Origin of the sequence: Bradyrhizobium cosmicum (genome assembly GCF_032290525.1) — a bacterium.
GTDB lineage: Bacteria > Pseudomonadota > Alphaproteobacteria > Rhizobiales > Xanthobacteraceae > Bradyrhizobium > Bradyrhizobium cosmicum_A.
Window position 1 is genome coordinate 118,270 of sequence record NZ_JASXTA010000007.1, and the last position, 14,613, is coordinate 132,882.

Sequence of the window (14,613 nt, forward strand, 5' to 3'; positions counted from 1 at the left end):
GCGCAAACGGAAAGAAGCGAAGTAGAGACGAGACAATGAACATCAACAAGCCTGCCACCGCTCCGCTTGCGCCCGAGCTGATCGCGCAATTCCGCAAAATTGTCGGCGAGCGCCATGCGATCACGGACACGGCCGACATCGAGGCCTACGTCACCGAGGAGCGCAACCTGTTCCACGGCCGCTCACCGCTGGTGCTGCGGCCGGGCTCGACGGCGGAAGTCTCCGCGATCTGCAAGCTCGCCTCCGCGCACAGAATCGCGCTGGTGCCGCAGGGCGGCAACACCGGACTCGTCGGCGGGCAGACGCCACACAATGGCGAGGTGGTGGTGTCGCTGCGCCGGCTCGACAAGATCCGTGAGGTCGACACCGCCTCCAACACCATGACCTGCGAGGCCGGCGTGGTGCTGCAGATCGCGCAAGCGAAGGCGGCGGAGGTGGACCGGCTGTTTCCGCTCTCGCTGGGTGCGGAAGGGAGCTGCACCATCGGCGGCAACCTCTCGACCAATGCCGGCGGCACGGCGGCGCTCGCCTATGGCGTCGCGCGCGAGATGGCGCTGGGGCTCGAGGTGGTGCTCGCCGACGGGCGCGTGCTCAACGTGCTGTCGAAGCTGAAGAAGGACAACACCGGCTACAATCTGCACAACCTCTTCATCGGCGCGGAAGGCACGCTCGGCATCATCACGGCGGCGACGCTGAAACTGTTTCCGAAGCCGCGGGCGATCGAGACCGCCTTCGTCGGGTTGAAATCGCCGGAAGCGGCGCTGAAGCTGCTGACGATCGCGCAAGGCGAAGCCGCCAATGCGCTGACGAGCTTCGAGCTGCTCTCGGAGATGGCGGTCGATTTCTCGGTCCGCCACGGCATCGACGTGCGCGATCCGCTTGAAGCCAAGCATCCCTGGTACGTGCTGATGGAATTGTCCTCCCCTAGCGACGACGCCCGCACGCCGCTGGAGACGATTCTGGCCCGCGCCATGGAGGAGGAGATCGTCGACGACGCCGTGATCGCGGCCAACCTATCCCAGCGCAACGGCTTCTGGAAGCTGCGCGAGGAGATGTCGTCGGCGCAGAAGCCCGAGGGCGGCTCGATCAAGCACGACATCTCCGTGCCGGTTGCCGCCGTCCCCGCCTTCATCGACGAGGCCAATGCCGCCGTCGTAAAACTGATCCCGGGCGCGCGACCGGTGCCGTTCGGCCATCTCGGCGACGGCAATCTGCACTACAATGTCAGCCAGCCGATCGGCGCCGACACCGCCGATTACCTGGCGCGCTGGCACGAGATGAACGCGGTCGTGTTCGAGATCGTGCTGCGCATGGGCGGATCGATCTCGGCCGAGCACGGCATCGGCGTTCTCAAGCGCGACGAGCTGCCCGAGGTGAAGGACAAGACCGCGATCGAGCTGATGCGCGCGATCAAGGCGATGCTGGATCCGCAGGGAATCATGAATCCGGGGAAGGTGCTGTGAGCACTCTCAAGATCGACGCGATCACCGACGCCGACGTCGAGCCGGTGGTCGCGCTGTGGCAGCGCTGCGGCCTGACCCGGCCGTGGAACGATCCACATGCCGACATCGCGCTGGCGCGGCGGCGCGACAATTCGACGTGGTCGGCCGCGATGGCCGCGCGGTCGTCACGACGGCCATGGTCGGCCATGACGGCCATCGCGGCTGGGTCTATTACGTCGCGGTCGATCCCGACTGCCAGAAGCGCGGCTACGGCCGCCTGATCATGGCGGCCGCCGAGGACTGGCTGCGGAGTGCCGGCATTGCGAAGCTGCAGCTCCTGGTCCGCCGCGGGAATGAGCAGGCCAACGCCTTCTACGGGTCGCTGGGCTTTACGGAATCCACCTCCGTGATGTTCCAGAAGTGGCTCGACGGCCGCGCGACCACGCCAAGCAACTGAGATCCTGCCATGACCATTTCCGACCGCGTCCGCATCAAGGACGTCCGCGTGCTCTCGAACAACTGGACGCCCCTGAAGAACACCACGTTCGAGTACCGGCGCGCCAATGGCGAGTGGCAGACGCAGCACCGCGAGACCTATGAGCGCGACAACGCAGCCGCCGTGCTGCCGTATAATCTCGCGCGGCAGACGGTGATCCTGGTGAAGCAATTCCGCCTGCCGGCCTTCATTCGCGGCTACGACGATCTGCTGATCGAAGCCGCCGCCGGCGTGCTCGACGATGCCGCCCCGGAGGTGCGCATCCGCGCCGAGGCCGAGGAGGAAACCGGCTATCGCCTGCACCACGTCGAAAAGGTGTTCGAGGCCTTCATGAGCCCCGGCGCGATCACCGAAAAACTGCATTTCTTCATCGCCGAGTACGAGCGGGAGATGCGCGTCAGCGACGGCGGCGGCCTGGAGCACGAGGGCGAGGACATCGAGGTGCTGGAGCTCTCCATCGACGAGGCCCTGGCCATGATCGCGGATGGACGGATCATCGACGCCAAGGCGATCATGCTGCTGCAATATGTGGCGCTGCATGTGTTTCGGTAGCCCCACCCGCGGCCTGCAATTCTGACCTGCGCGGCCATGGGGCCTGTTGAGCTGACCGCCAACTATCTCTAGTCTGGCTCTAATCAAGAACCAGGAGACGCGCCCATGTCCGCACCGCGCGACGACGAATTCGGCTTTGCGCCCGACTATGATGCCCCCATTCCCTACATGCAGCGCACGCGCGAGTATTACGCCGCGATCGGCTACACCACGGCGTATCGCTGGGCGCATTACACCGAGGCGCCGTTCCAGCCGCTGAAGAAGAAGCTGTCGCAGTCGCGCGTCACGATCATCACCACCGCCGCGCCTTACGATCCGACCAAGGGCGACCAGGGGCCGGGCGCGGCGTATAACGGCGGCGCGAAATTCTACCAGGTCTATGATGGCGATACCGCGAAGCAGCACGATTTGCGCATCTCGCATATCGGCTACGACCGCAAGCACACCTCGGCCACCGACAACGGCACCTGGTTTCCGCTGCCGCAGCTCTTGACGGCCAGCGCTGCCGGCCGCATCGGCGAGGTTGCCCCGCGCTTCTTCGGCGCGCCGACCAATCGCAGCCATCGCGTCACGCTCGACACCGACGCGCCGGAGATTTTGGCGCGCTGTCTCGCCGACAAGGTCGACGTTGCCGTGCTGGTGCCGAACTGCCCGGTCTGCCACCAGACCACGGCGCTGGTGGCGCGACACCTGGAGCGGAACGGCATTCCGACCGTGGTGATGGGCTGCGCCAAGGACATCATCGAGCACGCCGCCGTGCCTCGGTTCCTGTTCTCGGACTTCCCGCTCGGCAATTCCGCCGGCAAGCCGCACGACGTCGCCTCGCAGGCACAGACGCTCGAGCTGGCGTTCAAGCTGCTGGAGACCGCGAGCGGCCCGCAGACGACCATGCAATCGCCGCTGCGCTGGAGCGAGGACGCCTCCTGGAAGCTCGACTACAACAACGTCGCGCAGCTTTCGCCGGAAGAGCTGGCACGCCGCCGCGCCGAATTCGACAAGCAGAAGGAGATCGCGCGCGGCAACCGCGCCGCCTGACGTCCTCCGACAAGCAAGACAAAAAGGGAGAGCGACGTGACGCGACCGTTCGAGGGCGTGAAGATACTGGACTTCACACAAGTGCTGGCCGGCCCCTATGCGAGCTACCAGCTCGCGCTGCTCGGCGCCGACGTCATCAAGGTCGAGCGGCGCGAGGGCGAGGACATGGGCCGAGCGCGGGCTGGCGCCGGCATTCCAGGCCATCAACGGCAACAAGCGCAGCCTGACGCTCGACCTGCAAAAGCCGGACGCCGTCGCAATCGTGAAGAAGCTCGCGGCGCAGGTGGACGTCGTGATGGAGAATTTTCGCCCGGGCGTGATGGACAAGCTCGGCATCGGCTATGAGGCGCTGTCGGCGATCAATCCAAAACTGATCTATTGCGCGGTATCGGGTTTCGGCCAGACCGGACCGGATCGGCTGCGGCCCGGCTATGACGGCAAGATGCAGGCGCTGTCGGGCATCATGGCGATATCAGGCCATCCCGAGACGGGGCCGACGCGCGCCGGCTTTGCGGTCTGCGATGTGCTCTCCGGTGCAACCGCTGCGTTCGGGGTGTCGAGCGCGCTGTACCAGCGCGACCGCACCGGAGTGGGCCAGTTCATCGACGTCTCCATGCTGGAGGCGACGCTGGCGTTTCTCTCGGGGCAGATCGCGGACTGGTCGGTGGCCGGTCATCGGCAACAGTTGTCAGGCAATCAAGCCGTGAGCCGCAGGACCACGGCGAATTTGTTCAAATGCGGCGACGGCCACATCCTGCTCGCGGTCAACAACGAGAGGCAGTACCGCGCGCTGATGGCTGCGCTCGGCCGCGAGGACACGCTGAGCGATCCGCGCTTCGCCGACTGGTTTGCGCGCAACGCGAACGAACCAGCGCTACGCGCCATCATCGAAGAGGCGCTCGCGAAACGGCCTGCGCGGGAATGGGAAACGATCCTGGAAGACGCCGGCGCGCCCTGCGCCAGCATCTGGAAGGTCGAGGAAGTGATCGATCATCCGCAGATCAAGGCACGCGGCGCGATCCAGGAGCTGGACACGCCCTACGGCCGGCTTCGTTTCGCCGGCAGCGGATTCAAGCTCGCCCATGGCAGCGGCAAGCTGGACCGGATGGCGCCGGAGCTGGGCGCGGATACCGATGCTGTGCTGGGCGAGCTGGGCTTCGATGCGGCGGAAATCGCGGCGCTGCGGGCGCGGGAGATTGTTTGAAGAGCGGCTACAAACTCACCTGTCGTCCCGGACAAGCGTCAGCGCAGATCCGGGAGCCATAACCACAGGATTCAGTTTTGCCAAGACTCGTGGTCGCCGTCTCGCATCATAACCTCTTCCTGCGGCGATGGGCCGGATCGGCGCGCGCTTTAGGCGCGCTTGTCCGGGATGACAGCGGAGTACCTGGCTAAAACAGCGACCCCTGCCCGTCATCGGCCGATCCACCCGCGGCTTTCCGCACCGCCTTCTTCGGCTTCGCGGCCTCTGCTTCCGCCTCCATCTCCTCCGCGCTGATCGGCAAGAGCAGCTGGTCATCGTCATTGGCGACGCGGTTGACGCGGGTTGAAACCGGGTGCCAGGCGAATTCGCCGATGCGCGGGGCCGCCATCAGCGGCAAAATTCCCTCGAGCTCATCGCCGCGGCAATCGAGCCAGCGCTCGAAATCGCGCGGGCTGATGGTGACGGGCACGCGGTCATGCAACCCGGCAAGATCCTCGCTTGCTGCCGCCGTGACGATGGCGACCGTGTCGAGTTCCTCGCCGTTCGGCCCGGCCCAGGTCTCGAACACTGCAGCGAACCCCAGGGGCGTGCCATCAGCGCGATGGATGAAGAAGGGCTGCTTGCGGCCGCCCTCCGCCTTCCACTCGTAATAGCCGTCGGCTGGGATCAGGCCGCGCCGCCGGCGAATCGCGTTCTTGAAGGCGGGTTTCTCCAGCACGGTCTCCGAGCGGGCATTGATCAGAAGCGTAAATCCGCGGGGATCCTTGACCCAGCCCGGCAACAGGCCCCAGCGCATCAGCCGGAAATGGCGCGCGCCGTTTTCGATCCATACGACCGGAATCGGTTGCGTCGGGGCGACGTTGTATCGGGGCGGGAAGTTCGGCTGCTCGACATAGCCGAACAGTTGCCGCAAAGCCGCGGGGGCCGAAGTTATGACAAAGCGTCCACACATCCCTGGGCGTCCATATAGGGTTCGTTCAGGTCCTTTTAACCCACAACGTTAACACTGCGGCAGATGAGCTCAACGGCCTCCCAACCCGCGCGGACGCACGTACAGACGGGCCCCGAGGCTGCCGCCTGGGCCGAACGGCTGCGCGTGGCCAACATCAACCCGCGGACTGGGCTTGCCACCGACTATCTCAACCATTTCAATGAAGCCGTGATGCTGCTGGAAATGGTCCCGGACATGCCGGAATGCGCGGAAGATTTTCTGACCTGGTCCCCGCTGTCCTACGCCGAGCATTTCACGGCGTCGAACTTCAAGGCACGGGATCTGGCAATCGAGGCTTATGAGAAGGCCGATCCCAACGTGCGGGCCCAGTTCGACCACATCACCGACACGATGACCTCGATCCTGTCGGCGGTCGGCTCGGCCATGCGCGAGGTCGACAAGGACACGACCCGCGTCCGTCTGGCCGAGCAGGCCGCCCTCTGGGTCAAGCCGCTGATCGCCGCCTGCGGCGGCATCATCAATGGCGGGGCGGAAGCCGACGTCGACACCATCATGGCGAACTAGGCCAGAACAGGTGAAGTCATGGCCACGGTCATCCAGCCCACCCGTCCCCAGATCGCGGTCAGTGCCGCGATCTTTCGCGACGGCAAGGTGCTGCTGACCCGCCGTGCCCGCTCGCCCGCCAAAGGTTTCTATTCACTGCCGGGCGGCCGGGTCGAGTTCGGCGAATCGCTGCACCAGGCCCTGATGCGCGAGGTTGACGAGGAAACCGGCCTGGAGATCGAGATCATCGGCCTTGCCGGCTGGCGCGAGGTGCTGCCGGTCACTCCCGGCGCCGGCCATTATCTGATCATGTCCTTTGCCGCCCGCTGGGCGGCCCGGGAGCCAGTCCTGAACGACGAACTCGACGATTACCGCTGGATCGCCCCGGACGCCCTGGCCGGCCTCGGCGAGCTCAAGCTGACCGGAGGGCTGGAGGAGGTCATTCAAGCCGCCGCCCGGCTTACCGGGTCCTGACCGCCTCGCCTTGCTTCCACCAGCGTGAAGGGGCATACACCCCGCCGATGTCCACGCGATTTCTGGCCATTTTTGCCCTGATTCTCGCCTGCGCTTCCGCGCCCGTCCGGGCGCAGGACGGTGCGGCGCCGTTCGATGGCGATTTGCAACGGCTGGCGGAGATCTTGGGCGGCCTGCACTATCTGCGCGGCATCTGCGGGGCCAACGAGGGCAACAAATGGCGCAGCGAGATGCAGGCGCTGATCGATGCCGAAACCCCCTCGGGCGAGCGCCGCACCCGCATGATCGCCGGCTTCAACCGCGGCTATAACGGCTTCCAGCAGACCTATCGGAGCTGCACGCCGGCCGCGACGGTGGCGATCCGCCGCTATATCGAGGAAGGCTCGAAGATCTCGCGCGATCTCACGGCGCGTTACGCGAACTGAGACGCGCGACGGGAACCCGTCATCGACTTTGTCCACCGCCATTAACCGTTCCTAAAGATGTGGCCTAGCGGTCGTTAACGCGCGTGCTACACCTCTCGCACAGCGCATCGCCGTGGATCGCGCCCCAGCCCTGATCGAGTTTCATGAGCCAGCCGATTTCCTACGCCCCCGCCCGCGCGCCGCTGCCCGATCACGAGCAGAAACAGGCCGCACTGAGCTATCTCAACGAGGCCTGGGCCGAAGCGCGCCATGACGGCGTCGACGGCGACTGCCTGGCGCAGGCAAGCCTGTTTGCGGCGCTCGCCGAGCTGGTCGGCACCTATGGCGAGGACGCGGTGGCGAAATTCGTCGAGGGTTTTCCGGGGCGCATCCGCAACGGCGAGTTCTCCGTCGATATCTGCCGGCAGTAGGCGTTGCCGACACAGCCCCGCCACACGAGCGGGGCCATTCATCACGGCTCGATCTTGAGCGTCGCTTTCATGTTGGGATGATAGCGGCAGTAATACTCGACCGTGCCCGCTTTCTTCAGAACGAACGTCCCCGATTTTTTCGCCGGCAGGTTCACGTCGAAATCGCCGTTCCCAGCGGTCGCTGTGTGGGCGAAGACGTCCTTGTTGATCCATGCGATGGTGTCGCCGACCTTCGCCGAAGCGTCTTTCGGCGACATTTCGAGATTCTCCATCGTGATCTCGATCGTCGCGGCGCGCGCCGGGACGACCATCGCCGCGAAAACAAGTGCCATGGTGATCGCAGACAGCCGTCCCGACATCATGACGCACTCCTTACTTCAGCTCGGCCGCGACGTGCTCGGCGTGCTGCTGATGGCCCTGAAAGATCTTCAGGCCGGTCTGCAACAGGCTCTTCAGCTCGGCATTGCTGGCGGACGGAATCAGCTGGGTCTCCAGCGCTGTGTTGACCGCCTTGTGGTAGGCGACCTCGTTGGCGACATAGGCCTTGTCGAAGGCCGCGCCGTCCAGCTTGTCGAGCTCGGCCAGCTTCTCGCTCGCCTGCTTCGACAGGGCCTTGCTGGTGTCGTTGTCTTCAGGCGTGACGTTCAGCTTCTTGACCAGCGCCAGCGCCTGCTTGTTGACGGCCTCGTGATCGCGCAGCATGTCCTCGGCAAATGCCTTGACGTCCTTGTTCCTGGCCTTCTTCTGCGCCTGCTTGGCGGCGTTGATGTCGATCACGCCTGCGGTGTAGGCGATATGCGCAATCTGCGGATCGCTCGGCTTGGCGCCTTGCGCGAGCGCCGGGCTGGACAAAAGGGCGACCGCAGCGATCGCCGCGCTCCATCTGACGAACATGATTTGACACTCCTGTGGCGCCGGGGCCTTTGCCGGCGCGTTGCTTGCACGGGAGTTGGATGCGAATTCCGCGCGAACGTTCCCAAGAATATTACGCACCGACCCCAAGGCGCTTCAGCACGGTTTCGGTGAGGCGCTCGCAGCGCTCGCCGGCAAACGGGAACGCGTCCATCACCACCGGACCGATCTTCTTCTCGACATTCGCGCGCAACATCGTGCGCGCCCGGTGCAGCCGGGTCTTCACGGTCTCGGGCTTGACGCCGAGCAACTCCGCGGTTTCCTCCATCGTCATCCCCTCCATCACACGCGCGATGAAGACCATGCGGAAGGCGTCCGGCAATTCATCGACCGCATGCTCGACGACACGCTGAATCTCACGTTGGGCCATGGACTTTTCCGGATCGCTTGATGCTGACGATAGGGGAAACCGGATGATCTGAGCTTCGAGCACGGCTTCCGGCAACGTGTCCAACTCGACGTCTGGCTTGCGGCTTCTCACCCGGCCGAGCGCTTCATTGATCGCAATGCGCGACAACCACGTCGACAGGCCGGACTCACCACGAAAGCCGTCGAGATGCGTGAAGGCGCGGACATAGGTGTCCTGCACCACATCCTCGGCCTCGCTGTCGTTGCGCAGGATGCCACGGGCGAGCCGATAGAGCCTGCGGTTGTTGGCCTGCATGATGGCGCGCAGCGCCGCCTCGTCGCGGGCCTGGGCCCGGCGGATCAATTCCGCCTCGGGCGCGCCGGCGTCCACGGCCGGGAATGTTGCGGTGCGATGCGTGGCGGTCACGGGCGTCTCCTCCCTCTTTCGGACATTGGATGCACATCCGCCGAGAACGTTCCCGAAAAAGGACCTTTAATCCGTCTCGATCGGCAGCGCCGGATCCCTCGCCCATTCGCCCATCGATGCATCGTACAGCGTCAGCTTGTCGTAGCCGAGCTGCGTCAGCAGCAGCAAATCGATCGTCGCCGAAATGCCGCCGCCGCAATACAGGATCACGTTCTTGTCGCGCGTGACGCCTGCCGCGGCGAATTTCGCTTCGGCGTCGGCAAAGCTCGTCAGCGTCTTGTCGGCTTTGACGAGCGTGGCCGCGGGAACATTGACACTGCCGGGAACGCGGCCGGGCCGGCCGTAGCGGCTCGGCTCGCGGCCTTCATGAAATTGCGGCCCGAGGGCGTTGACGATGACGGTCGAGGGGTCGCCGATCCGTGCCTTCACGACATTCTTGTCGACGAAGAAGCCCGCGCGCGGCGTGGCCTTGAACGTCGAGGCTGGATACCCCTTCGGCGCGCCCGTCTCGATCGGCCGGCCCTCCTCCTTCCATTTGTCGAGGCCGCCATCGAGCACCTGCGCATCGACGCCGAGCGACCGCAGCATCCACCAGAACCGCGTCGACCACATCATGGTGCCGATGCTGTAGAGGACGATCGTCTTGGATGCGTCGAGCCCGTGGCGGCCGAAGGCGGCTTCCAGCTGGGCGATGTCAGGCATCATGAAGAACTGTTGCGCGGAGGTGTCCGAGAACTCGCCTTGCAGGTCGAGGAGATCGGCGCCGGGGATGTGGCCGGCCGCGAACGTCTTGTCGCCGGGGACTGCGCGATACGGAACGTCGCTGCCGGGGGGGACCGGTTCGTTGTAGGTCGTGCAGTCGTAGAGGCGGAGGTCGGGATTGCCGAGGATGGAGGCGAGCTGCTCGGTGGTGATGAGGGATGTTGGCGTGGCCATCGTTGCTTCCCCACGTTCAGGCTGTCGGTTGCCCGACACTGTCATTGTCCGCGAAGGCGCGCAATCCAGTATTCCAGAGGCGTCAATTTGAATCGAGAGGCCGCGGCGTACTGGATGCCCCGCCTTCGCGGGGCATGACAGCGGAGTTGACGGCGCAATATTGCCCTACCGCTTCAGCGTCTCCAGGAACCGCACCGGCTCGCCCTGCGAGGCCGTCACGAGTTCACCCTGCCACATCACGCGGCGGCCGCGGATGAAGGTGCCGACGGGCCAGCCGGTGACGCGCACGCCGTCGTAAGGGGTCCAGCCGGCCTTGGACGCCACCCATTTGTTGGTGATGGTCTCGCTGCGCTTGAGGTCGACGACGGTGAAGTCGGCGTCATAGCCGGCAGCGATGCGGCCCTTGCAGGCCATGTTGTAGAGCCGCGCAGGGCCGGCGCTGGTGAGATCGACGAACCGTGCCAGCGACAGGCGGCCGGCGTTGACGTGATCGAGCATCAGCGGCACCAGCGTCTGCACGCCGGTCATGCCCGAGGGTGAGGCCGGATAGGTCTTCTGCTTCTCTTCCAGCGTATGCGGGGCGTGGTCGGAGCCGAGCACGTCGATGATGCCCTGCTCGATGCCGCGCCAGATGCCGGCCCGGTGATCGGCGCCGCGCACCGGCGGGTTCATCTGTGCCAGCGTGCCGAGCCGCTCGTAGCATTCGGGCGCAACCAGCGTGAGATGATGCGGCGTCGCCTCGCAGGACGCGACGTCCTTGTGGTCGCGCAAAAATTCGATCTCTTCCTTGGTCGAGATGTGCAGCACGTGGATACGCTTGCCGGTCTCGTGCGCGAGCTTGACCAGCCGCTGCGTCGCCATCAGCGCTGCGGTCTCGTCGCGCCAGACCGGATGCGAACGCGTATCGCCCTCGATGCGCAGCGGCTTGCGCTCGTTGAGGCGGTACTCGTCCTCGGCATGGAACGCGGCACGGCGGCGGATCACCTGGAAGATGCGGCGCAGGCTCTCGTCGTCCTCCACCAGCAGCGCCCCGGTCGAGGAGCCGATGAACACCTTGACGCCCGCGCAGCCCGGCGCGCGTTCGAGCACCGGCAGGTCCTGCACATTCTCGCGGGTGCCGCCGATGAAGAAGGCAAAATCGCAATGCATGCGGTGATGCGCGCGCTTCACCTTGTCGGTGAAGTTGGCCTCGGTCACCGTGAGCGGCGAGGTATTGGGCATCTCGAACACGGCCGTGACACCGCCCATCACGGCGCTGCGCGAACCGGTCTCGAGGTCTTCCTTCTGCTCCAGCCCGGGCTCGCGGAAATGCACTTGCGTATCCATCACGCCGGGCAGGATGTGCAGACCCTTGCAGTCGATCACCTCCGCCGCGCTGGCTTGAGATAGCGAACCCAGCTCGGCGATGCGGCCCCCCACCATGCCGATATCGCGAACACCCTCGCCGTCCTGGTTGACGACAGTGCCGCCTTTGAGGATCACATCGAAACGCTGGGTCATGGCTAGAGGCCTCTCTCGTCCCCAAGCGCGGGGCTCGAGGTCTTGTCGTTTATGCCTCGCGGGCTTACGTTCCGGAGCAACATGTCGCAAGAGATTTTCGCATGAAATCAGCGTTTCTTCCCGAACGGGGCGTGATCAAGGTCGCAGGCGAGGATGCGCGCAACTTCCTCAACGGCCTCGTTACGACCGACCTCGACAGGCTCAAGCCGGGCCTGGGGCGATTCGGCGCGCTGCTGACGCCGCAGGGCAAGATCATCGTCGATTTCCTGATCACCGAGGTGCCCGCGGGCCACGGCGGCGGGTTCCTGATCGACTGCCCCAAAGCGCTGGCGGAGGGCCTCGCCACCAAGCTCAAATTCTACAAACTGCGCGCCAAGGTCACCGTGGAAAATCTCGATCTCGGCGTGCTCGCGGCCTGGGACGGCCAGCCTGCCGCTCAGCCGGACCTCGCCTTCGCCGATCCGCGCAATGGCGAGCTCGGCTATCGCATCCTGATCCCCGAAGATCTCAAGCAGACGCTGTCCGATCTGATCGGGGCCGAACTGGTCGATGCGGCCGACTACGAGGCGCACCGCATCGCGCTCGGCGTGCCGCGCGGCGGGCTCGATTTCATTTACAGCGATGCGTTCCCGCACGAGACCAACATGGACCGGCTTGCCGGCGTCGATTTCGACAAGGGCTGCTATGTCGGCCAGGAGGTCGTCTCGCGCATGCAGCATCGCGGCACCGCGCGCACCCGCAGCGTGAAGGTGCTGCTCGATGACTTCTCGCCGGAGGCCGGCGTCAGTGTCATGGCCGGCGACAAGCCGGTCGGCACGATGGGCTCGTCTGCGCACGGCAAGGGCATCGCGCTGGTGCGCATCGACCGCGTCGCCGATGCGCTCGATGCCGGCCAGCCGCTCACCGCCGGTGGCCTTGTTGTGAGACTCGCCGAACCCGAAGTCGTGCGCATTCCAACGAAGCAGCCCATCGCATGAGCCGCGCGCCCCGACTGCATCCCGACGGAAAGACGCGCTGCCCCTGGCCCGGCGAAGATCCGCTCTATGTCGCCTATCACGACACCGAATGGGGCGTGCCGGAATATGACGACCGCGCGCTCTACGAAAAGCTGATCCTCGACGGTTTTCAGGCCGGCCTCTCCTGGATCACGATCCTGCGCAAGCGCGACAATTTCCGCAAAGCCTTCGACGATTTCCAGCCGGAGAAGATCGCGCGCTACAACGACAAGAAAGTCCACGCGCTGATGAACGACGCCGGTATCGTGCGCAACCGCGCCAAGATCGACGGCACGATCCTCAGCGCGAAGTCCTATCTGGAGATCATGGAGAAGGGCCCGGGCTTCTCGAAACTGCTATGGGACTTCATGGACGGAAGGCCCAAGGTCAACAACTTCAAGACCACCGCGAGCGTGCCAGCCTCGACACCGCTGTCGGTGCAGATCTCCAAGGAGCTGTCCTCGCGCGGCTTCAAATTCGTCGGCCCCACCATCGTCTACGCCTTCATGCAGGCGACCGGCATGGTCAACGACCATCTCGTCGACTGTCATTGTCATGCAAGCTGCGGCAAGCCGCGCCTCAAGGTCAAATGACCGCGCAGAAGACCGCACGCGAGGCGGCGTCCCGCGCCTGGCAGCGCATGCTGTCGGGCCGGCGCCTCGATCTGCTCGATCCCTCCCCGCTCGATATCGAGATCGCCGACATCGCGCACGGGCTGGCGCGCGTGGCGCGCTGGAACGGCCAGACCACCGGCGCGCACATCTTCTCGGTCGCGCAGCACACGTTGCTGGTCGAGACCGTGATGCGGCACGAGAACCCGCGCGTCGACCGACGCGTGCGGCTTGCCGCGCTGCTGCACGATGCGCCCGAATATGTGATCGGCGACATGATCTCGCCGTTCAAGGCCGTGCTGGACGGCCATTACAAGGCGGTTGAGAAGCGCCTGCTCGGCGCCATCCACATCCGCTTCGGCCTGCCGCCGGCGTTGCCGGAGGAGATCACGCAGTCCATCAAGGCCGCCGATCGCGGCGCGGCCTATCTGGAGGCGACCGAGCTTGCCGGCTTCAGCGAAAGCGAGGCGAGGCGCCTGTTCGGCAAGGACCCGGGCCTCTCCGACAGTGTCCGGCGGGACTATCTCACGCCCTGGACCGCGGCGCGGGCCGAGAAGCAGTTTCTAGAGCGGTTTGGCGCGGTGTTTGCGTGAGCGTTGTTTTGGGTTGGTGGCGCCCCACATTCGCCGTCGTCCCCGCGGAAGCGGGGACCCATAACCCCAGGGGGACGTTGCGGCGCAAAACAGGCAACCGCGAGTCTTAACCAGAACCCAATCCTGTGGTTATGGGTCCCGGATCTGCGCTCCGCTTCGCTACGCTTGTCCGGGACGACGATGTGGATGCTTTGCCCACCCTACGGCCGCGGCTATAATCAGCAAAAAGGTCCGCCATGATCCACGTCTGTTCCCTCGCCGCCCTTCCCGAAACCGTCCGCCTCACCAAGGCCAGCCACGTGCTGACCGTGATGGCCAATGTCGAGCAGGTCGCGCGGCCAGTGTCGGTGCTGCCGGCCAACCATCTCAAGGTGTCGATGGACGACATCACGGAAGAGATGGACGGCTTCGTCGCGCCCTCCGAGGCGCATATCGAGAAGGTGCTGAATTTCGTGCGCGGCTGGGATCGCATCGCGCCGCTGGTGGTGCATTGCTACGCCGGCATCAGCCGCTCCACCGCGAGCGCGTTCGCGGCGGTCTGCGCGCTCAATCCGGATCGCGACGAGATCGAGATCGCTAAAAAGATCCGTGCGGCCTCGCCGATCGCCTCGCCCAACCGGCGCATCGTCGGCCTCGCTGACCGCGCACTGGGGCGCAACGGCCGCATGCTGCGCGCGCTCGACGAGATGGGCCCGGGTGCGATGATGGTCGAGGGCCGCCCCTTCGTGATCGAGCTCGAATGACAGCTGCGATCGTCA

At 65.2% G+C, this 14,613-nt stretch carries 17 protein-coding genes and 2 pseudogenes; 13 read left to right on the forward strand and 6 right to left on the reverse strand.

Annotation, left to right across the window (positions count from 1 at the left end):
• Nucleotides 1-35: 35 nt before the first annotated feature.
• The 5 genes and pseudogenes from QSV46_RS15040 to QSV46_RS15060 all read left to right on the forward strand — a co-directional run.
• Nucleotides 36-1,463, forward strand: coding sequence for an FAD-binding oxidoreductase (locus QSV46_RS15040; protein WP_314952380.1), 1,428 nt, complete (start codon nucleotides 36-38; stop codon nucleotides 1,461-1,463).
• A pseudogene (locus QSV46_RS15045) lies at nucleotides 1,460-1,899 on the forward strand (GNAT family acetyltransferase). Before QSV46_RS15040 ends, QSV46_RS15045 begins: the two are co-directional and overlap by 4 nt.
• Nucleotides 1,900-1,908: 9 nt before the next feature.
• Nucleotides 1,909-2,490: a GDP-mannose pyrophosphatase gene (locus QSV46_RS15050; protein ID WP_314952383.1), complete on the forward strand. Its 582-nt coding sequence runs from the start codon at nucleotides 1,909-1,911 to the stop codon at nucleotides 2,488-2,490.
• A gap of 105 nt (nucleotides 2,491-2,595) precedes the next feature.
• The gene (locus QSV46_RS15055; RefSeq protein ID WP_314952386.1) at nucleotides 2,596-3,525 is read left to right on the forward strand and encodes a glycine reductase; all 930 of its coding nucleotides are present in this window, start codon (nucleotides 2,596-2,598) and stop codon (nucleotides 3,523-3,525) included.
• A gap of 81 nt (nucleotides 3,526-3,606) precedes the next feature.
• Nucleotides 3,607-4,597 (forward strand): annotated as a pseudogene (locus QSV46_RS15060) (CaiB/BaiF CoA transferase family protein); the annotation flags it as partial.
• Between the two features lie 319 nt (nucleotides 4,598-4,916).
• Here QSV46_RS15060 and QSV46_RS15065 read toward each other — a convergent pair.
• Nucleotides 4,917-5,681, reverse strand: coding sequence for an SOS response-associated peptidase (locus tag QSV46_RS15065; RefSeq protein ID WP_314952389.1), 765 nt, complete (start codon nucleotides 5,679-5,681; stop codon nucleotides 4,917-4,919).
• Nucleotides 5,682-5,744: 63 nt separating this feature from the next.
• On the opposite strand from QSV46_RS15065, the gene QSV46_RS15070 reads away from it, so the two are divergent.
• From QSV46_RS15070 to QSV46_RS15085, 4 genes are all read left to right on the forward strand, one after another.
• Entirely contained in the window at nucleotides 5,745-6,245 is a 501-nt protein-coding gene (locus QSV46_RS15070; RefSeq protein WP_314952392.1) for a hypothetical protein, read from the forward strand.
• An 18-nt stretch (nucleotides 6,246-6,263) separates the two neighbouring features.
• Nucleotides 6,264-6,698 carry an NUDIX hydrolase gene (locus tag QSV46_RS15075; RefSeq protein ID WP_314952394.1) on the forward strand — a complete coding sequence of 145 codons (435 nt, stop codon included), beginning with the start codon at nucleotides 6,264-6,266 and terminating at the stop codon, nucleotides 6,696-6,698.
• 47 nt (nucleotides 6,699-6,745) lie between these two features.
• Entirely contained in the window at nucleotides 6,746-7,123 is a 378-nt protein-coding gene (locus QSV46_RS15080) for a TIGR02301 family protein (protein WP_314952397.1), read from the forward strand.
• Nucleotides 7,124-7,266: 143 nt separating this feature from the next.
• Nucleotides 7,267-7,533: a hypothetical protein gene (locus tag QSV46_RS15085; RefSeq protein WP_314952400.1), complete on the forward strand. Its 267-nt coding sequence runs from the start codon at nucleotides 7,267-7,269 to the stop codon at nucleotides 7,531-7,533.
• 41 nt (nucleotides 7,534-7,574) lie between these two features.
• Here QSV46_RS15085 and QSV46_RS15090 read toward each other — a convergent pair whose 3' ends face one another.
• From QSV46_RS15090 to QSV46_RS15110, 5 genes are all read right to left on the reverse strand, one after another.
• Complete coding sequence (locus QSV46_RS15090; protein WP_314952846.1) at nucleotides 7,575-7,892, reverse strand: cupredoxin domain-containing protein; 318 nt, start codon at nucleotides 7,890-7,892, stop codon at nucleotides 7,575-7,577.
• 13 nt (nucleotides 7,893-7,905) lie between these two features.
• Nucleotides 7,906-8,427, reverse strand: coding sequence for a DUF4142 domain-containing protein (locus tag QSV46_RS15095; RefSeq protein WP_314952405.1), 522 nt, complete (start codon nucleotides 8,425-8,427; stop codon nucleotides 7,906-7,908).
• Between the two features lie 91 nt (nucleotides 8,428-8,518).
• The gene (locus QSV46_RS15100; RefSeq protein WP_314952406.1) at nucleotides 8,519-9,184 is read right to left on the reverse strand and encodes an RNA polymerase sigma factor; all 666 of its coding nucleotides are present in this window, start codon (nucleotides 9,182-9,184) and stop codon (nucleotides 8,519-8,521) included.
• A gap of 102 nt (nucleotides 9,185-9,286) precedes the next feature.
• Nucleotides 9,287-10,156, reverse strand: a complete 870-nt coding sequence (locus QSV46_RS15105; RefSeq protein WP_314952407.1) for a sulfurtransferase — start codon at nucleotides 10,154-10,156, stop codon at nucleotides 9,287-9,289.
• Between the two features lie 165 nt (nucleotides 10,157-10,321).
• Nucleotides 10,322-11,656 carry a dihydroorotase gene (locus tag QSV46_RS15110; protein ID WP_314952410.1) on the reverse strand — a complete coding sequence of 445 codons (1,335 nt, stop codon included), beginning with the start codon at nucleotides 11,654-11,656 and terminating at the stop codon, nucleotides 10,322-10,324.
• A gap of 101 nt (nucleotides 11,657-11,757) precedes the next feature.
• On the opposite strand from QSV46_RS15110, the gene QSV46_RS15115 reads away from it, so the two are divergent.
• From QSV46_RS15115 to QSV46_RS15130, 4 genes are all read left to right on the forward strand, one after another.
• A complete protein-coding gene (locus QSV46_RS15115) occupies nucleotides 11,758-12,633 on the forward strand; it encodes a folate-binding protein (RefSeq protein ID WP_314952415.1) in 876 nt (291 codons plus the stop codon).
• Nucleotides 12,630-13,244 carry a DNA-3-methyladenine glycosylase I gene (locus tag QSV46_RS15120; protein WP_314952418.1) on the forward strand — a complete coding sequence of 205 codons (615 nt, stop codon included), beginning with the start codon at nucleotides 12,630-12,632 and terminating at the stop codon, nucleotides 13,242-13,244. Before QSV46_RS15115 ends, QSV46_RS15120 begins: the two co-directional genes overlap by 4 nt.
• Nucleotides 13,241-13,855: an HD family hydrolase gene (locus QSV46_RS15125; RefSeq protein ID WP_314952421.1), complete on the forward strand. Its 615-nt coding sequence runs from the start codon at nucleotides 13,241-13,243 to the stop codon at nucleotides 13,853-13,855. Before QSV46_RS15120 ends, QSV46_RS15125 begins: the two co-directional genes overlap by 4 nt.
• A 236-nt stretch (nucleotides 13,856-14,091) precedes the next feature.
• On the forward strand, nucleotides 14,092-14,598 hold the full coding sequence (locus QSV46_RS15130; protein ID WP_314952423.1) for a protein tyrosine phosphatase: 507 nt from the start codon (nucleotides 14,092-14,094) through the stop codon (nucleotides 14,596-14,598).
• The last annotated feature ends 15 nt before the right edge of the window (nucleotides 14,599-14,613 follow it).